This is a genomic window from Psychrobacter sp. PL15 (genome assembly GCF_035984995.1).
In the GTDB taxonomy this organism is placed as follows: domain Bacteria; phylum Pseudomonadota; class Gammaproteobacteria; order Pseudomonadales; family Moraxellaceae; genus Psychrobacter.
This window is the reverse complement of record NZ_JAXCIB010000008.1, coordinates 49,649-70,555: the sequence shown is the minus strand read 5'-3', so window position 1 is coordinate 70,555 and position 20,907 is coordinate 49,649. Positions and strand designations below refer to the sequence as shown.

Here is a 20,907-nt window from a genome sequence, read left to right as displayed (position 1 = left end):
CGATAATTATGGGCGCTAATGATATAAATAATCTATACTTATATCAGGCAGTAGGGACAAGCGCTCTCCATTGCTCAGCCTTCTTTACATAACTTATTGGCCTTAATGAGTAACCCTTAATAGGTGAACTTTAATAGGCAATCCTTGATAGGTAATTCTTAATAGATAATTTTTTAAACTTGAGCTATGGTTTCTCATACTAAAAGGCGAGCAATGCTTTTTCTGGTATTGGTTATCTTAATGATGCTAAGTGTTATGTAAAAGCGTAATAATAAATAGACATTGTTCTTAATTAATAATGACCGACACTGTCTACAGTACAGATGGCTTCGGCAAATTACTACTCAATAGATTTGGTCACGGCACGTATGTCATTAGTCTCTTCTTTAAAACACAGTATTTTTGTTCGTATTTATGCTGGACTATTAATAGTCTGCCTGTGTGTCGCATTGTTTGCGCAGTTATTGATGGACACTATCAATAAGGAGCGTGTGCAGTCGTATCGCGAAAACATGGCAACCGGTGCTTTTTATTTGGTCAGTGAAGGGGTCACTAACCAAGACAGTGAGACCCAGCGTGACTATTGGTTGTCTGATGCCAGTAGCCTATTCGGCTCGACTTTCCGTATTGTGCCCATCAATGAGGTGGACTTTAACGCCAGTGAGCTACGCCGGTTTGACAAGGGTGGCACGGTCGTGCGTTATTTCAACCAACCCACCTATGCCGATGTCTATCATCGTCTGCCAGATGGCAACAGTGTCTTAACGGCTAGGATTTCACAAGTTTCAGAGCAACAAGTGCGTGCTATGGCAGTGTTCTTGTTGGACGACTTGTCTTATTACCCCACGCTATCGGCTAAGCGTGAGCGCCTAGCTGAGTTAGAAAAGACGTTTTCTTTTCCTTTGAGCTTTAAAGGGGTCAATACACTCAATTTAGATAACGATCAAATGGCGCGCTTGCGTCGTGATGAGGTGGTTATCTTATTGCAGGATACCAACACCAGCCAGGGTAATTCATCGATCAAAATCGTTGTGCCATCCGAGATTAATGACATGGCAATCTTGATGGGACCTGTGCCATTATTCAACTGGTTTCCCCTTAATTTGATTATTAGCATGGTACTGATCAGTATGTTTTTGATCAGTCTAGGTGTTTATGCGCTGATTTTTCCGCTGGAGCGTAAGTTACAGTTGATTCAGGTGGGGGTTAATGAAGTTAGTAAAGGCAATCTTGATAGTGAGGTACAGGTGATCGGGCAAGATGAAATTGCTCGTCTGTCAGCAACCTTTAATGCCATGACTGCACATATTAAGCGCCTCATTGAGTCGCAACGTGAACTAACCCGCGCAGTTTCGCATGAGCTACGTACGCCAGTGGCACGTATTCGCTTTGCGGTAGATATGTTGGCAGATACGGAGGATGAGGACTCAAGATTCACTCAGCGTGACTTTATCGATGAGGATATTGAGTCGCTTAATGGGCTCATTGATGAGATGTTAACCTATGCGAAGCTTGAAGAGGGCTCGCCGAAATTAGACTTAGAGCCAGTAAATCTTAAAGAGCTGGTTGAGCAGATTGAGCGCGAAACCAATGCACTAGGTAAGTCTATAACAATCGTTGCTAACCCACCCACTGTCAAAGTAACGGCAGTAGCAGACAGGCGCTATTTGCATCGCGTTATCCAAAACCTTGCCGGTAATGCGTTACGCTATGCAGAGACCACTATTATTATTAGCGCTGGGGTCAAAAAGGGCAATGCCTTTGTTAGTGTCGAGGATGACGGACAGGGTATTGCCGAGTCTGATCGTGAAAAGGTCTTTATCCCATTTTCACGTCTAGATGATAGCCGAACGCGTGCATCGGGTGGTTATGGCTTGGGGCTGTCTATCGTGTCACGTATTGCGTTCTGGTTTAATGGTAGTATGAATGTTGATGAAAGTCCGGAGCTTGGCGGTGCGCGTTTTGTAATGACTTGGCCTATCAAGCCGTTAACTCAAACCATCGTTGCCGATGAGTTAACGCAGGAAAAAAGTGACCGCGACTTTGATGCTTAATTTAAGCTGATACAGGTATAGCTAGTTCAAAATAAAATAGATACATTTGTATCAGCGTGCTACTGGTATAAATTTTTCTTGCTTGCTGTTCGCACGCGTGACAGAGGCTGCTAAAAATTCATAACAGCAGCACTTTATCGTTTTTAAACTGGATTGACTATAACATCAGGCATGACAATTATTAATAACTATTTTAAATGACTAGCACTGATCATTGTTCGACTTGCCCCAATTACTTGAGCGAAGGCTTACTGATCATAGCTGATATAAATAGTATCTGAATACTGGGCAATGGGTTGAACAGCAATGAATTAAAGCATTAACTTTTACGATAAGCTAAAAGTATAAGAGGGCAAAGAATGCCGTATTTATTTGGTGGCTTGGTGCTATTGAACGCCTTAACACTGGGCTATTATTTGTTTATCGAGCAACCCACCACCACTCAGAGCTTACAGACTGCACAGGCTGAAATAACTCGCCCATTATCTTTTATCAACAGTGCTGAGCATATTCCGGCCCCTATCGGCAGTAAAGACTGATACTGACTAATCTCTAATCTCTAGTCCCTAAACTCATATTCCAGTTGCTATTATTTGAGAGTAAATCACTCATAGTTTTATTCTAAAAGCTGCTTTTAATAGCTAGTGCTTAATAGCCTATGTTCAAGAATCTTCATCATCTATTGTATTCTTAGCAATAGATAGGTCTTTGGCCTCAGCGCTTAACGTCTCAGTCTCAGAAACTTTAGAAATTAAAGGAATCCGCACACAAACTTGTAATCCACCATCCGGATGATTGATCGCTTCAACGGTGCCGTGATGCAAGCGTGCAATACGGCTTACGATCGCCAGACCCAGTCCACTACCCTGGGTAGTACGTGCGGTCTCACCACGCTCAAACGGCTGCATGATACGCTCTAGTTGGTCTTCTGCGACCCCATCACCACAGTCACGCACGCATATCATCAATTGTTCTTGCGCTTCTTTATTAACCTCATTTTCAGTGACCACATCGCTATCTTCTGGCTCAGCTGTCTCTATGAAGGTCGGTATTACAGTCGCCGATAAGTAAATTGGTGGCTTGCCATAACGATTGGCATTATTGACTAGGTTAATAACCAAACGTTTGATTGATAACGGTCGTACTGGTACTGCTTCATTATGCTCTGACTGATAAATAAACTTCATTGGCGCAAACTGCACCATAATTTCATTAAATATCACATCTAAGTCGGTTAGGCGTACTGGCTCATCGGAGCCATCTTTCATAAATGAAATAAACTGCTCTAAAATGGCGTCCATGTCCTCAATGTCATAGATTAAACCCTCACGAAAAAAATCATCTGGTAGCATCTCAGCCGTTAAGCGCATCCGGGTAAGTGGGGTGCGCAAATCATGAGAAATACCTGCGAGCATAATCGTCCGCTCTTTTTGGGCTTGATTGAGAGTGGTGAACAAATGATTAAAGGCCATATTCACTTGGCGGATTTCAGTAGGGCCTTCGCGCGTAGGCAGGGTAGTAGCATGGCCAAGACGGATATAATTAGTGGCAGCACGCTGTAGATAGCGCAGCGGGCGGTTTAATTGCCGTGCTAACAATATAATAGTTAGCAGCGTTAATATCGGGAGCCCGATCAAAAATAATATTAATAGGGTCGGGCTATATTGCGAATAATAAACCACTGGTTCGCGAATCCAAAAACTGCTATCACGGCTGTCTTGTACCCACAGCTGCGGGGTAGGTTTGAACTTGAAATAAACCTCGACCGGACGTCCTAACTGCGCGCCGATTTCGTGTTGCAAGACATCGGTAAAAATTCCTACAAAAGCCTTGTCTGCAACCAGCGGAAAGTCACCTGGGTTTTCGACCACGACCACATGTGAATGCTGATAAACCCATTGCCGTATTTCTGGATTATCTCGCCAATCTTTTTTGACACTGTTGATTAACTCAAGCTCACTGGTCAGGTAGCGTGCATGCGTTTTTAATTCCGGTAAATACAGACTACGCCAAAAAAACCAAATCGATAAACTAACACTGATGATCACAATAAAAGCGACCGTTAAAGTGGTGAGCCAGCTACTAGAGTAGGAACGTGAAAGCCAGGCTTTACGTGGTGTGGGCAGGCTTGGAGTCGTCATGAGTAGGGGCTGTTTTTACAAAGTTCTCACAAAGTATAATTGAATAGCTACTTATTCGCTATGGTGACCCTGTGGTTTCATAGGTTATAAGTGTTATTTTATATACTTTTACGAAAATAGGGTCATGAAGGGAGCGTATTGCAAAGAGTATCTCGACCATAATTCGAACCGATAAGGAGTAATCGCTATGGACCTCATTTGGTAGACGAAGGCATTTAAGCTATTGTTATAATTTAATTAAATAAACACAGTTTATGTTTTCAATAAAATAATACTATGATATAATTATGCCCTTTTTGGTATACCTGCGAAAGAGAGAATTCACATGGTTGTTATTCGTTTAGCACGGGGCGGTGCCAAGAAACGCCCATTTTATCAAGTTGTTGTTGCTGATCAACGCCGCGCGCGTGACGGTCGCTACATTGAAAACATCGGCTTTTTTAATCCGCTAGCTAAAGAGTCAGAAGAAGCGGTACGTGTAAATATGGACGCGTACAATGCGTGGCTCGAAAAAGGTGCACAACCTTCAGACCGCGTTGCTTCATTAGTAAAAGCTTATAACAAAGCTGCGGCTAGCACTGAAGCTACTGCTTAATTGCCAGTTGCCAAGTGTAGTCGTTGAGCATTGATAGCGTGATGGTTGCGTTGCATGCTTGGCTTTAGAACACATAGCGTAGCTGGTTGAGCCAGTGTACGCCATTAACTGTTTATCGCTGTTTTAATTGATTGTTTACGTTCTGACAGTCGCTATTTATCCACTGCTATTTATATCATGTTAGGTTAGCCGTTATGTCATCTGTACCAGACGCCAGCACCCTTATGAAAATCGGTCAGCTCAAAAAGCCTTACGGCATAAAAGGTTGGCTTTGGGTGTTCAGCGATACCGATGAACACGCGGAAATATTTGACATCAAGCAGTGGTGGATGAAAACGGCTACTGGTATGAAGCCGCTAACTGTTAAAGCGTGGCGTGAGCAAGGTACAGGACTTGTGGCTCAGTTTGAGCAAGTTCCTGACCGTAATGTCGCTGAAACCATGAACGGTGCCACTATCTGGGTCGCGCAAGATGTCTTACCAGAAACAGCCGAAGATGAATATTATTGGTCGGATTTGGTTGGTCTTCGAGTCATGAATGAACAGGAGCAGTATCTTGGTGATATTACTGAGATGTTTGAGACTGGTGCCCATGATTTGATGCGTGTTGCCACAACTGCTGATAGTTTAGATGCTGAAGAACGCTTGATACCCTGGCACAAGCAAACCGTGATGCAGGTCGATATGGCCAGTAAAACGGTGCTTGTAGCTTGGCCAAGCGACTACTAGTCTAACTTTAGTCGTTATTTAGACGCGTTTATGTGGGATTTAAATGTATTTTGCCGTGATTAGTATTTTTCCTGAGATGTTTGCAGCGATTCGTGAGTTTGGTATCACGGGACGTGCGGTCACTCAGACGCAAATCACGATCGAATGTATTAACCCGCGTGATTACACCACTGACAACTATCGCCGTATTGATGAACGTCCGTATGGTGGCGGTCCTGGCATGGTGATGATGGCTGAGCCATTATCACAAGCCATCGAGGATGCCCGCCTACGCGCCAGTCAGCATGGTTGCCGTATTGATAGTGAGTACTGCCCGGTGATTTATATGTCGCCACAAGGGCAGACACTCAGCGAAAGTAACGTGGTCAACATGACTGAGTATGACGGCATGATTATATTATGTGGTCGTTACGAAGGTATTGATGAACGCCTATTATCGCAGCATGTCGATATGGAAGTGTCGGTTGGAGATTATGTGCTGACTGGTGGCGAGCTGCCAGCGATGGTGCTAATGGATAGTGTGATACGTCGTCTACCTAATATAATGGGTGATGACCAATCAGCAGAACAAGACTCGTTTGTCGATGGCTTGCTCGATTGCCCACACTATACTAAGCCACATAATTTTGCTGGTATGGCAGTGCCTGAAGTACTAGTGTCAGGCCACCATGCCAACATTGCCAAATGGCGCTTTAGTCAGCAAGTTGAACGCACGCAAACGCGGCGTCCAGATTTATGGCAGGCTTTTAGGCCAACGACGCAGCAAGCTAAATGGTTAAAAGCATTGGCAAAAATAGATAAAAAGTAGTTTTGGCAAGATAAAAAACTGCTTTGATAAACAGTTAATAAATAGAATTTTGAGCAAGATTAAACAGGTCATACGATAATGGCCGTTTGCCAACCCAATTTATGTTGTGTCTATTTAATACATACTATTAATAATAGGCATGATTACTTATTACAAACAGGTGATATGCGTAAAGCCTCTATTGTCTAATGTGAGGAGATAACTCTCATGAGCAACAAGCACCCTTTGGTTCAGATCATTGAAAACGCTCAATTGCTTGAGCGCCCAAGCTTTGCCCCCGGCGATACCGTCGTGGTTCAAGTAAAAGTACGTGAAGGTGAGCGTGAGCGTCTACAGGCTTTTGAAGGCGTCGTTATTGCTAAGCGTAACCGCGGTTTAAACTCAGCGTTTACCGTCCGTAAAACTTCAAGTGGGGTCGGTGTTGAGCGTGCATTCCAATTGCATTCACCAATTATCGATAGCATTGTAGTGAAACGTCGCGGCGCTGTTCGCCGTGCGAAACTGTACTACTTACGTGAGCGTTCTGGTAAATCAGCACGTATCCGCGAAAAGCTTGGCGTCCGCCCATCAAAATCAGCAGCTCAGAAAAAAACTGATGCTGGTGTACCTGATGCGGTTAAGACTGCACCTGGCGTTTAAGCTTGCCGTTTGCCTTAGCGCCTATTAAGACGCTAAGGTGACTAGGTAGAAGTAGATACAAGCCCTTATTCATAGGTTTATCATATAAATAAGTGGGCGTACCAAAAAAGACAAAACCCCAATCTGCGCGTATGCCAGATTGGGGTTTTTGTATGTATAAGGTCTGAGTTTTTATGATTCTAGACTGTCTATACGGCTGCTTTGGTCTTTAGACTTACTGTGTTTACGTAGACGGATGTAAATGGTTTTTTTGACGGTTGCAACGACTTTTTGCTGATCGTTAACGATGTCTGTCGTGTATTCACGAAAAACCGCCTCACCCTCTTTTGCTAGATCCTGAATAGTTGCAATTTCTGTACTGGGAATTTTCATCCGGGTCCAGACTTTACTGTTGCCAGGTGCAATAAACTCAATCTGTGAGCTCTTGTCCCAAACCACATAGCTGCCACCCAACTGGTGCATAAGCATCAGCATATAAAATGGATCGACCATTGAGTATAAACTACCGCCGAACTGTGTCCCCACGATGTTTTTGTTCAGTGCGTTAAGTCCCATACTAACGACGCATAGGCCTTGATCCAAATCGATATGCTCTACCTTGATTCCAGCGCCGACATAAGGTGCATAAGTGTTAATACGTAGTTTGAGCAGGTGCGGAGTCAGTAGCGGCATAATGCCTTTTTTGGTCTTACGCTTTAGGGTCTCAAAGTTTTTGGGTAGTAAACTCATAAATCTGTCCTTTTGCCTATTGGCAATTCTGTCAGTCGTGCCTGCTTGGCTGTTGTTGGGTCTTAGTGAGCAGAAAAGCGAAAATGAATAGCAGGCAGCGCCGTCAGTGATAGGTAGGGCAATCAGCACAGAATAACGTTTTTAACCGTGATCGTTATTATTAACCGTTGCTACTAAGTAGGGTCTGAACAAAAAGTATCTATGATAATTAAAAATAATAGACCTCGCCAGTCTTAAAGCGTAACTAAAATAATGATGTATTATTGATAACTAATATTTATAACGATCCAGTATTGATCACCAATACAAAACAGGAGGCCTTGCTGTCATGTCACGTATTTGTCAAAAAGATAACTACAATATCGATAACAGAGTAGATGAGCAAGGACTATGTGAGCTTTGTGGGCGTAATGAGCTGCTATTGACTCGCCATCACCTTATTCCTCGGTCTCGGCACAATAAGCGCCGCACTCAACGCAACTTTAGTCGTGACGCTATGAAAGCGGATATCGCTATGCTATGTCGGCCATGCCACAGTCAAGTCCACTGTATTTTTGCTAATCATGAGCTCGCGAGCTATTACCATACGATTGAGCGTTTAAAAGAACATAGCGAGGTACAAACGTTTATCAACTGGGTTAAGAAACGACCTGCAGGGCTCAAAATATCAGTCAGACATTGAGAACTCTATAATACTTTATTCCACAACACTCGCATTCTAAGTTTTGATGGCATACAATGACCGCAATTTTGTGCCCGCTGGCTTATCTCACGTACAATTTTGGTTGGATAAGTCATCACGTACAGGGTAAATACCAGCCCCAGTCAATACATGGAGATGTGATGAGTAATACCCAGATTCCCCCATCAGGGTCTAGCCCGCAGCTACCGAATCCATCCGATGACCACCACGAGTTGCAAGAAGGCAGCTATGCCGAGTTGCATAAGCCAAACTCTAGTTTCAAAAACCGTGACGCTTATCTTAATCATGAACTACAAATCATGCAGCCTAAGCGCTGGCGTGCCAATTTGCCGTTCCGTGATTATCGTTTTGAGTATGAAGATACTATTCCAGCAATGGCGGCAACGATTGGCAAAGTAGTGATGGTGGGCGCCATCGCTGCGACCTTCGCAGGGCCGCTAGGGCTGGGCGAAGCATTTGTGCTAGAAAACGTACGCTATGAGCTATTAATCGTCTCTGTTTTTATTATTTTATTCTCAGGGTTCTTCTTACCAACCGCTAACCTTGCTGGTACCCACGGCCCGCTGATTCCTTTGATACCTATTGTGGTTGCTGCCGGTGGGCATCCAATGGCCTTTGGTTTGCTTATTGGTGCTTTTGGTCTCTTGCTAGCGGTTAGTAAGGGGGGGAGTTTGCTGGCAAACTTGACCAGTAAAGGCGTGTGCGGTGGTTTGTTACTGTACTTGGGCTTTATTGGTACCACCTCGCAAGTCAAAAATTTATTCGCCTGGGCAGAAGGTATTGGCATGTCGCATATTGCCTTCATTGTGATTTTGCTCACCATCGTGCTGTATGCTGTTTTAGAGAATTTTAATAAGCGTTGGCTTGCGGTACCACTTAGCTGTTTATTAGGCGGCGGGGTTGCCTTCGCATTAGGCGCACCATTTGAGTTTCAGACCGGACCTGGTTTGCCGCATATGAGCCCAGCATATTGGTGGGGCGAAAATACCGGTTGGATGCTTGGTCTGCCTACCGTCGAGAGCTTTGTCGTAGTGCTCCCATTTGCAGTGTTGGCAGTAGCGATGTGGTCACCTGATTTTTTGGGTCACCAAGTGTTTCAAAAAATCAGCTACCCTAAGCGTACCGAAAAAGTATTGATGGATATTGATGACACTATGGTCAGTGCATCCGTTCGACAGGTTGCAGGCTCGGTACTGGGCGGTGCAAACTTTGCCTCATCGTGGGGCACCTACATTGTCCCTGCAGCGATTGCCAAGCGTCCTATTCCAGCTGGTGCGGTATTAACCGCATTATTCTGTGTAGTAGCAGGACTTTGGGGCTATCCGATGGATTTGGCGATTTGGGAACCGGTGATGTGCGTGGCCTTGATTGTAGGGGTTTTTATTCCGTTACTAGAAGCGGGCATGGAAATGACGCGTGAAGGTAAAACCACCCAGTCTGCTGCGATTGTGGTCTTTGCTTCAGCTCTGGTCAACCCAGCCTTTGGTTGGTCAATTACCTTACTACTCGACAACTTAGGCTTGATTGGTTCAAAAAAGCGTAGTGCTAGCTTGAGTAAAATGAGCCGCTGGATCATTCCCACGGTCATGTTTGTGGTACTTACTGGGGTGATGGCTGTGGTTGGTATGTTACCGGGCATTCCAGCCTTGCTACCGAATTTCCGTCCTTAAGTTCGTCTTTTAAGTTCGTTGCTCAAGTGTCATTGTTTAAGCTTTTATTTGAACGCTAAAAAGTCAGCTTTACGCTGGCTTTTTTTGTGATCTAATATTAACAGCAACTGACTTACAACGGCACGGGAGTACGCTTGCAAAATTGCTGTTATCCCCCATAATTGACTGTACTACAGCATTTATTACCGCTATTACAGTACTTTTTTAAGAGCACTAGATTTATGGTTACTGTCTCAGCATCGAGTACCGTCGATGACAAGCAAGCCCGTCTTAAACATTTAATTAAGCGCCTGCCAAATTTGCCAGGGGTGTATAAAATGTTGGGTAAAAATGGCGATATTCTATATGTTGGTAAGGCCAAGTCGCTTAAAAGCCGGGTAAATAGCTATTTCGCTAAGACTATTGATCACCCGAAGACTCGAGCATTGGTCGCGCGTATTCATAACATCGAAACCATTATTACTCGTGGTGAGACCGAAGCGTTACTGCTTGAGCAAAATTTAATCAAGGAATATCGTCCCCCTTATAACGTGCTACTGCGTGACGATAAGTCCTATCTATATGTGTTTATATCAGCAGACAAGTCCTATCCACGCTTGGCTTATGGACGCGGCAAAGGCAATCATCAAAAAGGTCGTTTTTTTGGGCCTTTCCCTTCAGCGCATGCGGCCAAAGAAACTTTAGTATTGATGCAAAAAATGTTTCAGATGCGCCAGTGCACCAATACCTTTTTTCGTCAGCGTAAACGCCCTTGTTTAGAGTATCAAATCAAACGCTGCCGCGCGCCCTGCGTGGGTCTGGTGACGCCGGAAGATTATGCTGAAGATGTGACTAATACTATTCGCTTTTTAAAGGGCGATTCTAGTGATATCCATAATGCATTGATCGAAAAGATGGAAGCTTCTGCTGAAGAACTGGATTTTGAAAAGGCCGTATTTTATCGCGATCAGCTGTCTATGCTGCGCGAGGTACAAGCGCGGCAAGCGGTTTATACGGTAGAAGGTGAGGCTGATGTGATAGCGATTACCAGTCAAGCAGGAATAACGGCTGTTAATGTATTGACGGTGCGAGGTGGTCGTGTGCTGGGCGGCAAGAACTATTTTCCTGATGTCGATAGCAGTGAATCGCTAGCAGATAACTTGTCAGCCTTTATTATGTCGTTTTATTTTCAAGTGACTGATGACTTGCCTGCCGAGATTATCTTGAGCCATGAACTACCGGATCAAAGCGCGGTTAGTGAAGCCTTAGCGACTCATTTTGGCAGTAAAGTCACGATAAAAACCAGCGTACGCGAACACCGTGCAGAATGGTTAGACCTGGCAACTCTTAACGCTAATAATGCGTTAAAAACCAAGCTTGGCGATTATCTAGAGCTGCATGCGCGTTTTGGTGCGCTAAAAGACGTATTAGCGTCAGTGACAGATCGAGTGATTGATCGTATTGAGTGCTTTGATATCTCGCATACTATGGGCGAAGCAACCATTGGCAGCTGCGTGGTCTTTGACCAAGGTGGTTCGCGTCGGCGGGATTATCGCCAATATGCTATTCATGATATTACAGGCGGTGACGATTATGCCGCGATGAAACAAGTGCTCACCCGCCGCTATAAAAAGCAGCCATTACCTGACTTATTATTGATAGATGGTGGCAAGGGTCAACTGAGTATGGCAAAAGAAGTGTTGGTTGAGCTGGGAATACTGGGTGATACCTTGCTGATTGGGGTTGCCAAAGGTGAAGGTCGTAAGGCCGGCTTAGAAGTACTGCATTTCTTAGACCACGATCCACTGGATTTGCCGATGGACAGTAAAGCACTACATTTGCTAATGCATATTCGCGATGAGGCGCATCGGTTTGCGATTACTGCCCATCGTAAAAAACGTGATAAGCGCCGTTCATCATCCGTGTTAGAAGTGATTCCAGGACTGGGTGAAAAGCGCCGCCGCGATATACTCAATCATTTTGGCGGTATGCAGCAGTTATTGGGGGCTTCGCAGCAAGAGTTGGGCGGAGTGCCAGGTATTGGCCCTGTGTTGGCTAAGACCGTTTATAAAGTCTTGCATGAGTAAAGTACGGCACCCTATATAGGGTGCTGCTACACGTATAAAGCTTAATTAACCGTGCAGATACAACAGTTCAATATACCCAATAAATACCCAATAAATACCCAATAAAATTGCCGCTAGGGTTTAACGCTTAGTGGCTTTTTCTTTGATAAGTCACAAATTTAAAGTCTAAATTGCTCTTTTCATCGTGCATTTGCTCAGATTCCTGTGCAACATCAAATTCACTTGGCAGCTCTGGGTAAAAAGCATCACCGTCATCAATCATAGTGTTCACATGAGTCAGCTCAATGCGGTCAGTATATATTAAGGCCTCGCCAAATACTTGCTCACCACCAATCACCCAAATGGTATCAAGCTGTAAGTCATGCGCTAAGCTTGCGGCTTGGATAAGCGCATCCTCTAAATTATGTACCACATAAACGTTAGCGCGTCCTACCAGACCCTTTTGCTCGGCATAGTCCATTTGCGTGGTAATAATAAAGCTAATACGTTTGGGTAATGGTCTACTGCCCATCGACTCAAAAGTTTTGCGGCCCATGATGACAATGCCTTGTAAAAGGCTGGCATTAGTAGCGCCATCAGGCTGGTCAACGGGTATATCACGTGTGGTCATTTTTTTAAAGTGCTGCAAATCTGCTGAGATATGCCAAGGCAGATCGTTACCTTTGCCGATACAGCGATTATTACTGATAGCCGCAATTTGGGCGACTTGGATATTAGCATAGCTCATAGACGATCCTTTAGATTAATACGAACAACTGATATGAGAAAAATGGCTTATCTGCACAGTGAATAAGGTATAGAACTGACTAATTATACGGCAACCTTAGCTTTAATAGCGGGATGCGACTCATAGCCATCAACGCTGATGTCATCATACTTAAAAGCAAAAATATCATTGATATCTGGGTTTAGGGTCAAAGTTGGCAATGCAAAAAGCGTGCGCGTCAGCTGTAATTCGGCTTGTTCACGGTGGTTTTGGTAAATATGACAATCGCCGCCGGTCCAAATAAACTCGCCAACTTCTAATCCGCAAACTTGCGCTACCATTTGAGTCAATAGGGCATAGCTGGCAATATTAAATGGCACGCCTAAGAATAAATCAGCTGAGCGCTGATATAGCTGGCAAGAGAGCTTATTGTCTGCGACAAAGAACTGAAACATGGTATGGCAAGGGGGTAACGCCACCTGTTCAGCTTCGCAAGGATTCCAGCCCGAAACAATCAAGCGTCGCGAATTAGGATTGGTTTTTATTTGCTCGATAACCTTAGTGATTTGGTCAACACCATCATCATTATAGCTACCATCTGCACTTTTACTTGCGCCATAATTGCGCCACTGATGACCATAAACCGGACCCAAATCACCCGCAGGGCGATTGAAATGCGCGGTCTGCTCAGCAGTGGCCCACTCATTCCAAATCCGCACATTATGCTGCTGTAAATAATCAACATGAGTGCTACCTGTTAAGAACCAAAGCAGCTCATAGACGATGGACTTAAAATGGACTTTTTTAGTGGTCAATAAGGGAAAACCTGTGGCCAAATCAAAGCGTAACTGTGCCCCAAAGTGGCTAAGGGTACCGGTTCCAGTACGATCACCTTTTTCTGTACCATTTTCAAGGACGTCGCGAAGCAGATCAAGATAAGCTTGCTCGTTTTTATTATTAATCATAACAGTGCTCTTTTGTATTATTAAAGTGCAGTATCAAAAATGGTATTCAAGGAAAGAGTGCTTAATAAGCAGATTGCTTACCCCAATCATAAATACCGCGCTTATAAGCATAGACCAGGAGAATAAAGCCAAGAATAATCATCGGTGCGGACAATATTTGCCCTTTAGTCATCCAACCTAACAACACAAAGCCTTGGTCGGCATCCGGCTGGCGGAAAAACTCAATGATGAAGCGGCTCACTCCATATCCCAATAGGAACACAGCCGTCGCTGCCATACGTGGGCGCGGTTTAGAGGAATACCACCATAAAAATAGAAACAATAATAACCCTTCAGCAAAGGCTTCATACAGCTGTGAAGGGTGACGAGGCAGTAGATACTGACCATTTACCTCAATCATCAGCTCTTGCATGGCAGGATTGGTTTGTAGCTGTTGCATATCAAAGGAAGCCGCTTGCGGGAAGTAGGTCAACCAATTATAACCACCATCAGAAACCCGGCCCCACAGCTCAGCATTGATATAGTTACCTAAGCGCCCGAAAAATAGACCTGTTGGCACGCAAGGAACGACAAAGTCGAATACTTGAAACGGGGTTTTTTTATACTTACGCGCAAAGAACCACATACCTAACATGACACCGATAAAGCCGCCATGGAACGACATACCCCCTTCCCATACTCTTAGAAGATAGGCGGGGTTTTGCAGCAACTCACCAAACTGGTAAAACAGTACATAACCGATACGGCCGCCTAATATCACCCCTAACGCGCCGTAGAACACTAGGTCGGAGACCATATCAGTTGTCCAGTTATCACGCTTAGTACTGCGATACCATGCCAGCCCATAAGCGGCTGCAAACGCCAGCAAATACATCAGCCCATACCAATGGACTTCGATTGGCCCAACTGCTAATGCTACAGGATCATACTGGGGATGAATCATCATAAGGGAATCATAATATTGACAATAAGATGCCGTTCATAATAGCAAAAATCACTCCTTAGGCATACTATCATTGCGACTTTGAACAAGTTATGATCCACTGCTGATCACAGAGTCAAAGCGCTACAATAACGAGGTGAGAAAACTGATAAGTGTAGCCCATCAGTATTTGCTCACGACTGACAGAGATTAGATTAGACAGAATAAAGCTATGTTATAGTCAATACTGAAATAATTAACAATGTTTGGAATAGCCGTTGTCGAATTAATCAACGTTGAAGTAACTGTTATTGAATTATTTGTCAATTAAGTAATAACTTAGGAAATGCTATGTGTATTGTCGCCATTGCTTGGCAATTATCTGATGAATTACCACTGATATTACTGTCTAATCGCGATGAGTTTTTGCAGCGTCCAACTGAGCTGCTACATCAATGGCCAGACCAGCCCATCTATGCTGGACGTGACTGTCAAAGTGGCGGTACCTGGTTAGGTATTCATCAGCAGCAGGATTTGTCTCAAGAGCAAATATCGCAAAAGCTAGCGTCATCAGTTGTTGATAATAAAAATGATATTCAACAAGGCAATCAACAAGGCAATCAACAAGGCAATCAACAAGGCAATCAACAAGGCAATCAAAATCAATGTTATAAACAGAATGGTCGTTGGGCGGCGGTGCTAAATTTTCGTGATGGGGCGCAGGCAAGTTCTGATGAGCGCTCTCGCGGCGAGCTCGTCACTGGTTTTTTGACCGGTACCATGAGTCCGATGGCATTTGCACGGCAAATTAGCCTACAGGACTATGCTGGCTTTAATTTAATTATAGGCGATACCCAGCAGGCCGTAATCGTCAATAACCGCGGTCATGCACCGATGGCATTGCATGCAGGCTTGCATGTGTTTTCTAACGGCCAGCCTGAAAGTGATTGGTTTAAGACCGAACGGCTACGCGGAAGGCTACGCCAAGAAGTGTTGCCACTGATTGCTGAAGACAGTATGTTCGAGTATTGGCAAGACGCTGCCTTTAGCGCACTGTCTGATAACATGCCAGCGCCAATAGACCAGCTGCCAAATACTGGGTTCGGCATTGATGTTGAGCAAGCCTTATCTGCCATCTGTATCGAGCCGGCAGCTTTAACAGATCTTAAAAGCGTAATGCCAAACTACGGCACGCGCACTCAAAGCATTCTAACCCTTAAGGCAGTAAGTCTTGATAAAAACGAGGATGATAACAGCGTCACTGAATCAAAATTCATGACGACGCTTATCAGTCGCGAGTTCAACTGTGATAGTAGCTAACGTTTAGTAAACTTAATTGAAACCTGATAGAAGTCGCTTTTTTAAAGTAATAAACCCAGCACAAATAAAAATGTCCACCCTAGTATCTAATAGTTGTTAGATGCTAAAACAGACATTTTTTTAAACTATTTTTGGTCTTAAAAAAACACTACTTATTATTGAAAATAAATTTATAGCGATAAGTGATGGTCCTGTTCAGGAATAATAAGCTCTTGCTTAAGGGGCAGTTCACGCACCAATTCTTGCAAGGCGCGGCGATATACCCCACGTTTAAAATGAATCACTTGTCCTAGTGGATACCAGTAGCTGACCCATTGCCAATGGTCGAATTCAGGCTTCCCCTCATCAAAGCGAATATGTTGGGTATTTAGCTCATCTAGGCGCAGCAAAAACCATTTTTGTTTTTGCCCAATACACAGTGGATATTGTCCATGACGCACATAGCGCTTTGGCAGACGGTAACGCAGCCAATCTTGCGTTACCGCCAGCAAGTCCACATGACGCGGATGTAAGCCGACCTCTTCCCAGAGCTCGCGATACATTGCATCCGTTGGTGTCTCCCCGCGGTCAATACCACCTTGAGGGAACTGCCAAGCATTGTGACCAATACGTTTTGCCCACAGAACCTGCCCTTGTGTATTTGCCAAGATAATACCGACATTGGCACGAAAGCCGTCTGCATCTATCATGACTAAACCTTTCAAATTGTTTAAAAAACCGCTTATTTCAACATAATAGAGGTACAACAGTCATAGTTATTATAAGGTGACTGATATTATTACCATATCAAAATAAGATTCATTGCCATTATTAAACCAAGAAACGGCCAAAATGTGTAACAATATTTTGCTATAAAATGTTTCAGAAATTTAAATATTTAAAATCAAAGGGTTATCATGCTATTTCTCAAACGTTTTTACAGCTTTGGTTCAATACTATATTAATCCACTATGCATAGTTTTTGATCTGGTTCATTGGTCAGATAAAAGGTGTTATGGAAGATGACAGTTGTTCTATAAAATCCTGTTTTGGCTTATGCTACACTAGCGTGTATCGCAATTATTAAACAACGAAAAACCATCCAATTGGCTCAATCAGTGACTTAAAAAAGGATCGTTAACAATGGCAGAATCAAAAGCAAGCGTCACGTGGCAAGAAGACAAAGCTTTTATGGGGGTGTCTCCATCAGGACATGATGTGCAAATTGATGCTGATAAAGGAAAGGGCTCAAGCCCAATGGAGCTGATCTTGTTGGGGCTGGGTGGTTGTGCCAGTTATGATGTGGTGGCGATTTTACAAAAGTCGCGCCAAGAGTTAGTTGCTGTGCGTTGTGAGATGACGGCTCAGCGTGCAGAAACCGTACCCGCGGTATATACCGACATCCATATGCATTTTGTGGTGACTGGCCAAGACGTCAAAGACAAGCAAGTAGAAAAAGCCATCGAGCTGTCAGCAAAAAAATATTGTTCAGCCAGTCGGATGCTGGTACAGGGTGGGGTGAATATTACCCATGATTTTGAAATCATTGCAGGGTAGGGGAACACATACTAATGAGTATATTATTTGGATTTATCCCTGACACAGCAGCGGCAGCGATCTGGGCCATGGTGGTAGCCAGTTTACTACCGTTAGCATTTGCCATATTGTCTAAAATCCTTGGTGGCTTTAATCTAGCAGACAATGAGCATCCGCGTAATTTCTTGCAGCACACCACTGGTAGGGCTGCTCGCGCTAATGCCGCACAACAGAACAGCTATGAGACGCTACCTATATTTTTAGTTTCGGTATTGGTTGCCATGCTGTTCTTTGTGCCGCAAGTCATTATTAATAACCTAGCCTGGTTATACGTCATTATCCGTATAGGGTTTGGTGCTGCTTATATCACCAACTTAGCGACTTTTCGCTCTATACTGTGGGGACTATCGATTGCGTGTTGCCTAATGCTATTTTACTTAGCCATCAGAGTTAGCGCTTAGCCTTATGGTTTCTACAATGAAAGTCGCTATTTATTAGGGCGTATTGAATGTTCAACACGCCCTAATAATATACAGTAATAATATGCTTATCATTACTGCGCGCTCATTTTTAGCGCAGTAATGATAGCAGTTTTATTTTTCTCACGTTTAATATCGTCCCACAAGGTTTGCGCCTCGCTATAACCTTTAGTCAGCATACCCAACCACTGTTTGTAACGGCCTACCAATATCACCTCGCTCTTGGCTTGACCTTCTAAGAACTTAATTTGATGGGGTATCAAGGCCTGCCATGATAACTCTCTAGCATTGCCTGCAGTAGTGTTTACTGAGTTATCTGCTGAGCTATTTATTAAGTTATCCATTAAGTTATCTACACGCGCTACTAAATCTGGACGAGTAATCGCCCCACGACCTAGCATCAAATGCGCTGTACCAGATTGTTGCATACAAGCGTGTGCTTGCTCAGTGGTCCAAATCTCACCGTTAGCGATTACGGGTATCTTGAGCGAGTTAAACGTTTGAATTTTTTCCCAATAGGCGGGTGGCTTATAACCCTGCGTTTTAGTGCGGGCATGAATGGTTAGCCAATCTGCACCACTATCGGCGATAGCGCTGCGAATATCATCCATCCTAGAAGTATCGGTATAACCCAATCGAATCTTTGCTGAGACCGGAATATGAGCGGGGACGGCTTGGCGTACGGCGCTGATAATCTCATAGAGTACGGCAGGCTCATCTAACAGTACTGATCCGCCCCGATGACTGTTCACAGTCTTGGCAGGACAACCAAAATTGATATCAATAGCAGGTGCGCCGAGCTCACACGCATAAGCGGCATTCTCTGCCATTAATTGCGCTTCGCTGCCTAATAGTTGGACATGAATAGGGGTGCCGATAGCAGTTTTGGCATCATTATGTAGTTCAGGTACGTATTTATAAAAAACATGTGCCGGTAATACATGCTGGGTCACCCGAATAAACTCACTAACTGACCAATCATAAGGACGCCCCAAATCATAGGCAATTTGGGTTAGGATTTGCCGCATTAAAGGATCGGACAAGCCTTCCATAGGTGCCAATAAACGGACTGGCTGCGAAAACAGTTGCTGTATTTTATATTGCACGGGTAATAAATCAGGGTGTTGAGTATTGTTCATTAGAGTCTGTTCATCTATGCTTATTCGGTGGCGTTTATGTATAAAATTAATGATGTTCAAATTAGGCTAACTAATAATTATAAAATTAAATAGTTAAAAGGTACTTAAATATTAACTGCCATAAATTACTTTTTTACCGGCTTGTAGCCCTGAGATTAGGCTTTGAATATTATGAATATCTAAATTGCTTTGGGCACGTGTGCAAGCCACATACAGTAAGCGTAATTCTTCAGGGCTGATCTTAATCCCATTGGTCGTCACATCATAATAAAAGTCATCATCGAGTTGCACGCGCCCCCATTCAAGGCCTTTGGCTTTATGGGCGGTTGAGATGACGTAATCTGCATTTTCAATACTGGACAAGCTATTAACAGCTTGAGTGAGCACATTGGTACCATGGTCATCAACCAGCTTCACCAAGGTCTTGAGATCGCTACCTTCAGAGGTTTCAGAATATTCTTGCACATCCGACCAGTTATAAAAATAAGCCAGCTCAGGTACGCCATAAGCAGACTTACCATTTTTCAAGTTTTCTGCTGCCTGACAGAACTTAAGCATGCGATCTGTATCCGCTTGTAGCGCCACACGGTGACCCAGTTTAAGTCCGGTCAATAATTGTGACATAGCGGCAGCATTGGTACGGCAAAGAATGGCATCTTTTTTACTATGTACTCTACCTTTTTCAGTAGAGGAATGCTTATTGGGATTGCCTATTAGGGGTACATCTTCTTGCAGGGCCTTTAATAAAGTATTGGCAACCTCAGCAATCGGTTCACCAAAGCGAAAGGACTGGGTCAATAAGGTTTGTGGTAGGGGCAGTTTTTTCATGGCATTGACTGCGCCGCGCCACTCATAAATCTGCTGGTGGGCGTCACCAACATAAATAACTTGCCTCGGCTGCTGGGTCAAAATCCCCATCATTAATGGATCAGCATCTTGGGCTTCATCAAATAAAATAAAATCAGCTGGAATACTAGGTTTGGATAATGCCCAAAGCTTTAGATAAATGTCATGACCGATACCGGCCGGATGACGCGCATCGATAGACTGTAACCAACGCTGTTCAACAGAAGGATAAAGCATTTCACGTAGTTGTTCAGCGTCAGACTCATCAAGCCAGCTTGGAAACAGCAAGTGCCTTGGGGCTGGATAACTGGCATGAGTACTACAAAAATTGCTGACCGCGTCACTGACGAAGCGCGCCAGTCTCGCTGGTGTTAGAGTGATATATTTTTTTATCCCATCCATTTGCCGACGGACTTGCACCGGTTGCAAACCTAAATCATCACCGAGTCGCTTAGGTGAAAAGCGTGGTAGCGACAGTTTGGCGGTTATATCGCGAGGAACATGTCTATAAGCGAGTGAATGAAAGGTGCGGCAATCCACATGCGATGGGAATTTCTGCCGGGCATCATTAGCAATGGCTTTGTTAAATGCTAAATATAAGCCGCGACCACGCAGTCGCTCGCCAATAAGTTTTAGCGTAGTCGTCTTACCTGCACCCGCATAGGCCACCACTTTAAATGACTTTTGGTCCATCGCCATATTGAGCGCATTGAGCTGCTCATCGGTGGGGTTGGTCATATAAGCGGGCATAGATGCGGACATAATAATGTTACCTAAAATACTAGAACATGGCTATAAAGTAATGGGGGTAAAAAAAGCCACTGAATAGACAATGGCTGACTGTTGAATAATGATTGTGACAGTAAGTAAGGGTAATAAACA

20 protein-coding genes are annotated in these 20,907 nt (G+C 44.0%); 12 read left to right on the top strand and 8 right to left on the bottom strand.

From position 1 onward, the window contains the following. Positions 1-368: 368 nt before the first annotated feature. Together RCH20_RS08455 and RCH20_RS08450 are read left to right on the top strand one after the other, a co-directional pair. Positions 369-2,054, top strand: a complete 1,686-nt coding sequence (locus RCH20_RS08455) for an ATP-binding protein (protein WP_209956210.1) — start codon at positions 369-371, stop codon at positions 2,052-2,054. 359 nt (positions 2,055-2,413) lie between these two features. Beyond that, complete coding sequence (locus RCH20_RS08450) at positions 2,414-2,593, top strand: hypothetical protein (protein WP_209956211.1); 180 nt, start codon at positions 2,414-2,416, stop codon at positions 2,591-2,593. 123 nt (positions 2,594-2,716) lie between these two features. Here the strand turns inward: RCH20_RS08450 and RCH20_RS08445 are convergent, their stop codons facing one another. Then, positions 2,717-4,195, bottom strand: coding sequence for an ATP-binding protein (locus RCH20_RS08445; protein ID WP_209956212.1), 1,479 nt, complete (start codon positions 4,193-4,195; stop codon positions 2,717-2,719). A 325-nt stretch (positions 4,196-4,520) separates the two neighbouring features. Here RCH20_RS08445 and rpsP point away from each other — a divergent pair, with 325 nt between their 5' ends. The 4 genes from rpsP (at position 4,521) to rplS (ending at position 6,965) form a co-directional block, all read left to right on the top strand. Further along, positions 4,521-4,790: a 30S ribosomal protein S16 gene (rpsP, locus tag RCH20_RS08440; protein ID WP_209956213.1), complete on the top strand. Its 270-nt coding sequence runs from the start codon at positions 4,521-4,523 to the stop codon at positions 4,788-4,790. 194 nt (positions 4,791-4,984) lie between these two features. Further along, complete coding sequence (gene rimM / locus RCH20_RS08435; RefSeq protein WP_209956214.1) at positions 4,985-5,518, top strand: ribosome maturation factor RimM; 534 nt, start codon at positions 4,985-4,987, stop codon at positions 5,516-5,518. A 43-nt stretch (positions 5,519-5,561) separates the two neighbouring features. After that, positions 5,562-6,326, top strand: a complete 765-nt coding sequence (gene trmD / locus RCH20_RS08430) for a tRNA (guanosine(37)-N1)-methyltransferase TrmD (RefSeq protein WP_209956215.1) — start codon at positions 5,562-5,564, stop codon at positions 6,324-6,326. Between the two features lie 207 nt (positions 6,327-6,533). Beyond that, complete coding sequence (rplS, locus tag RCH20_RS08425) at positions 6,534-6,965, top strand: 50S ribosomal protein L19 (RefSeq protein WP_209956216.1); 432 nt, start codon at positions 6,534-6,536, stop codon at positions 6,963-6,965. A gap of 171 nt (positions 6,966-7,136) precedes the next feature. Here rplS and RCH20_RS08420 read toward each other — a convergent pair whose 3' ends face one another. After that, positions 7,137-7,694: a DUF4442 domain-containing protein gene (locus tag RCH20_RS08420; RefSeq protein ID WP_327193269.1), complete on the bottom strand. Its 558-nt coding sequence runs from the start codon at positions 7,692-7,694 to the stop codon at positions 7,137-7,139. A 328-nt stretch (positions 7,695-8,022) separates the two neighbouring features. Between RCH20_RS08420 and RCH20_RS08415 the strand changes: the two genes are divergently transcribed. The 3 genes from RCH20_RS08415 (at position 8,023) to uvrC (ending at position 12,133) form a co-directional block, all read left to right on the top strand. After that, entirely contained in the window at positions 8,023-8,376 is a 354-nt protein-coding gene (locus tag RCH20_RS08415) for an HNH endonuclease (RefSeq protein ID WP_327193268.1), read from the top strand. A 161-nt stretch (positions 8,377-8,537) separates the two neighbouring features. Continuing rightward, the gene (locus RCH20_RS08410) at positions 8,538-10,067 is read left to right on the top strand and encodes a DUF3360 family protein (protein WP_209956219.1); all 1,530 of its coding nucleotides are present in this window, start codon (positions 8,538-8,540) and stop codon (positions 10,065-10,067) included. A gap of 221 nt (positions 10,068-10,288) precedes the next feature. Next, the gene (gene uvrC, locus RCH20_RS08405) at positions 10,289-12,133 is read left to right on the top strand and encodes an excinuclease ABC subunit UvrC (RefSeq protein ID WP_209956220.1); all 1,845 of its coding nucleotides are present in this window, start codon (positions 10,289-10,291) and stop codon (positions 12,131-12,133) included. Positions 12,134-12,260: 127 nt separating this feature from the next. On the opposite strand, the gene RCH20_RS08400 is transcribed toward uvrC, so the two are convergent. The 3 genes from RCH20_RS08400 to lgt form a co-directional block, all read right to left on the bottom strand. Beyond that, the gene (locus tag RCH20_RS08400) at positions 12,261-12,860 is read right to left on the bottom strand and encodes a dihydrofolate reductase (protein ID WP_327193267.1); all 600 of its coding nucleotides are present in this window, start codon (positions 12,858-12,860) and stop codon (positions 12,261-12,263) included. Positions 12,861-12,943: 83 nt separating this feature from the next. Continuing rightward, positions 12,944-13,804: a thymidylate synthase gene (locus RCH20_RS08395; RefSeq protein ID WP_209956222.1), complete on the bottom strand. Its 861-nt coding sequence runs from the start codon at positions 13,802-13,804 to the stop codon at positions 12,944-12,946. A gap of 61 nt (positions 13,805-13,865) precedes the next feature. Next, positions 13,866-14,750, bottom strand: a complete 885-nt coding sequence (gene lgt / locus RCH20_RS08390; protein WP_209956223.1) for a prolipoprotein diacylglyceryl transferase — start codon at positions 14,748-14,750, stop codon at positions 13,866-13,868. A 327-nt stretch (positions 14,751-15,077) separates the two neighbouring features. Here lgt and RCH20_RS08385 point away from each other — a divergent pair, with 327 nt between their 5' ends. After that, positions 15,078-16,046, top strand: coding sequence for an NRDE family protein (locus tag RCH20_RS08385; protein WP_442793119.1), 969 nt, complete (start codon positions 15,078-15,080; stop codon positions 16,044-16,046). 170 nt (positions 16,047-16,216) lie between these two features. Here the strand turns inward: RCH20_RS08385 and RCH20_RS08380 are convergent, their stop codons facing one another. After that, positions 16,217-16,735: an RNA pyrophosphohydrolase gene (locus tag RCH20_RS08380; RefSeq protein WP_209956225.1), complete on the bottom strand. Its 519-nt coding sequence runs from the start codon at positions 16,733-16,735 to the stop codon at positions 16,217-16,219. A 433-nt stretch (positions 16,736-17,168) separates the two neighbouring features. Here RCH20_RS08380 and RCH20_RS08375 point away from each other — a divergent pair, with 433 nt between their 5' ends. Both RCH20_RS08375 and RCH20_RS08370 read left to right on the top strand, forming a co-directional pair. Then, positions 17,169-17,582 carry an OsmC family protein gene (locus RCH20_RS08375; RefSeq protein ID WP_209956226.1) on the top strand — a complete coding sequence of 138 codons (414 nt, stop codon included), beginning with the start codon at positions 17,169-17,171 and terminating at the stop codon, positions 17,580-17,582. A 14-nt stretch (positions 17,583-17,596) separates the two neighbouring features. Then, a complete protein-coding gene (locus RCH20_RS08370) occupies positions 17,597-18,022 on the top strand; it encodes an MAPEG family protein (RefSeq protein WP_209956227.1) in 426 nt (141 codons plus the stop codon). 92 nt (positions 18,023-18,114) lie between these two features. Here RCH20_RS08370 and RCH20_RS08365 read toward each other — a convergent pair whose 3' ends face one another. Beyond that, positions 18,115-19,179: a tRNA dihydrouridine synthase gene (locus RCH20_RS08365; protein WP_327193266.1), complete on the bottom strand. Its 1,065-nt coding sequence runs from the start codon at positions 19,177-19,179 to the stop codon at positions 18,115-18,117. 111 nt (positions 19,180-19,290) lie between these two features. Next, on the bottom strand, positions 19,291-20,787 hold the full coding sequence (locus RCH20_RS08360) for a UvrD-helicase domain-containing protein (RefSeq protein WP_327193265.1): 1,497 nt from the start codon (positions 20,785-20,787) through the stop codon (positions 19,291-19,293). Between the last annotated feature and the right edge of the window lie 120 nt (positions 20,788-20,907).

What these genes read in the sequence shown, in the direction of transcription:
- RCH20_RS08410 (WP_209956219.1), top strand. Translation starts at nt 8,538, where the DNA reads ATGAGTAATACCCAGATTCCCCCATCAGGGTCTAGCCCGCAGCTACCG.
- rimM (WP_209956214.1), top strand. Translation starts at nt 4,985, where the DNA reads ATGTCATCTGTACCAGACGCCAGCACCCTTATGAAAATCGGTCAGCTC.
- trmD (WP_209956215.1), top strand. Translation starts at nt 5,562, where the DNA reads ATGTATTTTGCCGTGATTAGTATTTTTCCTGAGATGTTTGCAGCGATT.
- uvrC (WP_209956220.1), top strand. Translation starts at nt 10,289, where the DNA reads ATGGTTACTGTCTCAGCATCGAGTACCGTCGATGACAAGCAAGCCCGT.
- RCH20_RS08415 (WP_327193268.1), top strand. Translation starts at nt 8,023, where the DNA reads ATGTCACGTATTTGTCAAAAAGATAACTACAATATCGATAACAGAGTA.
- RCH20_RS08360 (WP_327193265.1), bottom strand. Translation starts at nt 20,787, where the DNA reads ATGTCCGCATCTATGCCCGCTTATATGACCAACCCCACCGATGAGCAG.
- RCH20_RS08420 (WP_327193269.1), bottom strand. Translation starts at nt 7,694, where the DNA reads ATGAGTTTACTACCCAAAAACTTTGAGACCCTAAAGCGTAAGACCAAA.
- RCH20_RS08400 (WP_327193267.1), bottom strand. Translation starts at nt 12,860, where the DNA reads ATGAGCTATGCTAATATCCAAGTCGCCCAAATTGCGGCTATCAGTAAT.
- RCH20_RS08385 (WP_442793119.1), top strand. Translation starts at nt 15,078, where the DNA reads ATGTGTATTGTCGCCATTGCTTGGCAATTATCTGATGAATTACCACTG.
- RCH20_RS08395 (WP_209956222.1), bottom strand. Translation starts at nt 13,804, where the DNA reads ATGATTAATAATAAAAACGAGCAAGCTTATCTTGATCTGCTTCGCGAC.
- RCH20_RS08365 (WP_327193266.1), bottom strand. Translation starts at nt 19,179, where the DNA reads ATGAACAATACTCAACACCCTGATTTATTACCCGTGCAATATAAAATA.
- rpsP (WP_209956213.1), top strand. Translation starts at nt 4,521, where the DNA reads ATGGTTGTTATTCGTTTAGCACGGGGCGGTGCCAAGAAACGCCCATTT.
- RCH20_RS08455 (WP_209956210.1), top strand. Translation starts at nt 369, where the DNA reads ATGTCATTAGTCTCTTCTTTAAAACACAGTATTTTTGTTCGTATTTAT.
- RCH20_RS08380 (WP_209956225.1), bottom strand. Translation starts at nt 16,735, where the DNA reads ATGATAGATGCAGACGGCTTTCGTGCCAATGTCGGTATTATCTTGGCA.
- rplS (WP_209956216.1), top strand. Translation starts at nt 6,534, where the DNA reads ATGAGCAACAAGCACCCTTTGGTTCAGATCATTGAAAACGCTCAATTG.
- lgt (WP_209956223.1), bottom strand. Translation starts at nt 14,750, where the DNA reads ATGATGATTCATCCCCAGTATGATCCTGTAGCATTAGCAGTTGGGCCA.
- RCH20_RS08375 (WP_209956226.1), top strand. Translation starts at nt 17,169, where the DNA reads ATGGCAGAATCAAAAGCAAGCGTCACGTGGCAAGAAGACAAAGCTTTT.
- RCH20_RS08370 (WP_209956227.1), top strand. Translation starts at nt 17,597, where the DNA reads ATGAGTATATTATTTGGATTTATCCCTGACACAGCAGCGGCAGCGATC.
- RCH20_RS08450 (WP_209956211.1), top strand. Translation starts at nt 2,414, where the DNA reads ATGCCGTATTTATTTGGTGGCTTGGTGCTATTGAACGCCTTAACACTG.
- RCH20_RS08445 (WP_209956212.1), bottom strand. Translation starts at nt 4,195, where the DNA reads ATGACGACTCCAAGCCTGCCCACACCACGTAAAGCCTGGCTTTCACGT.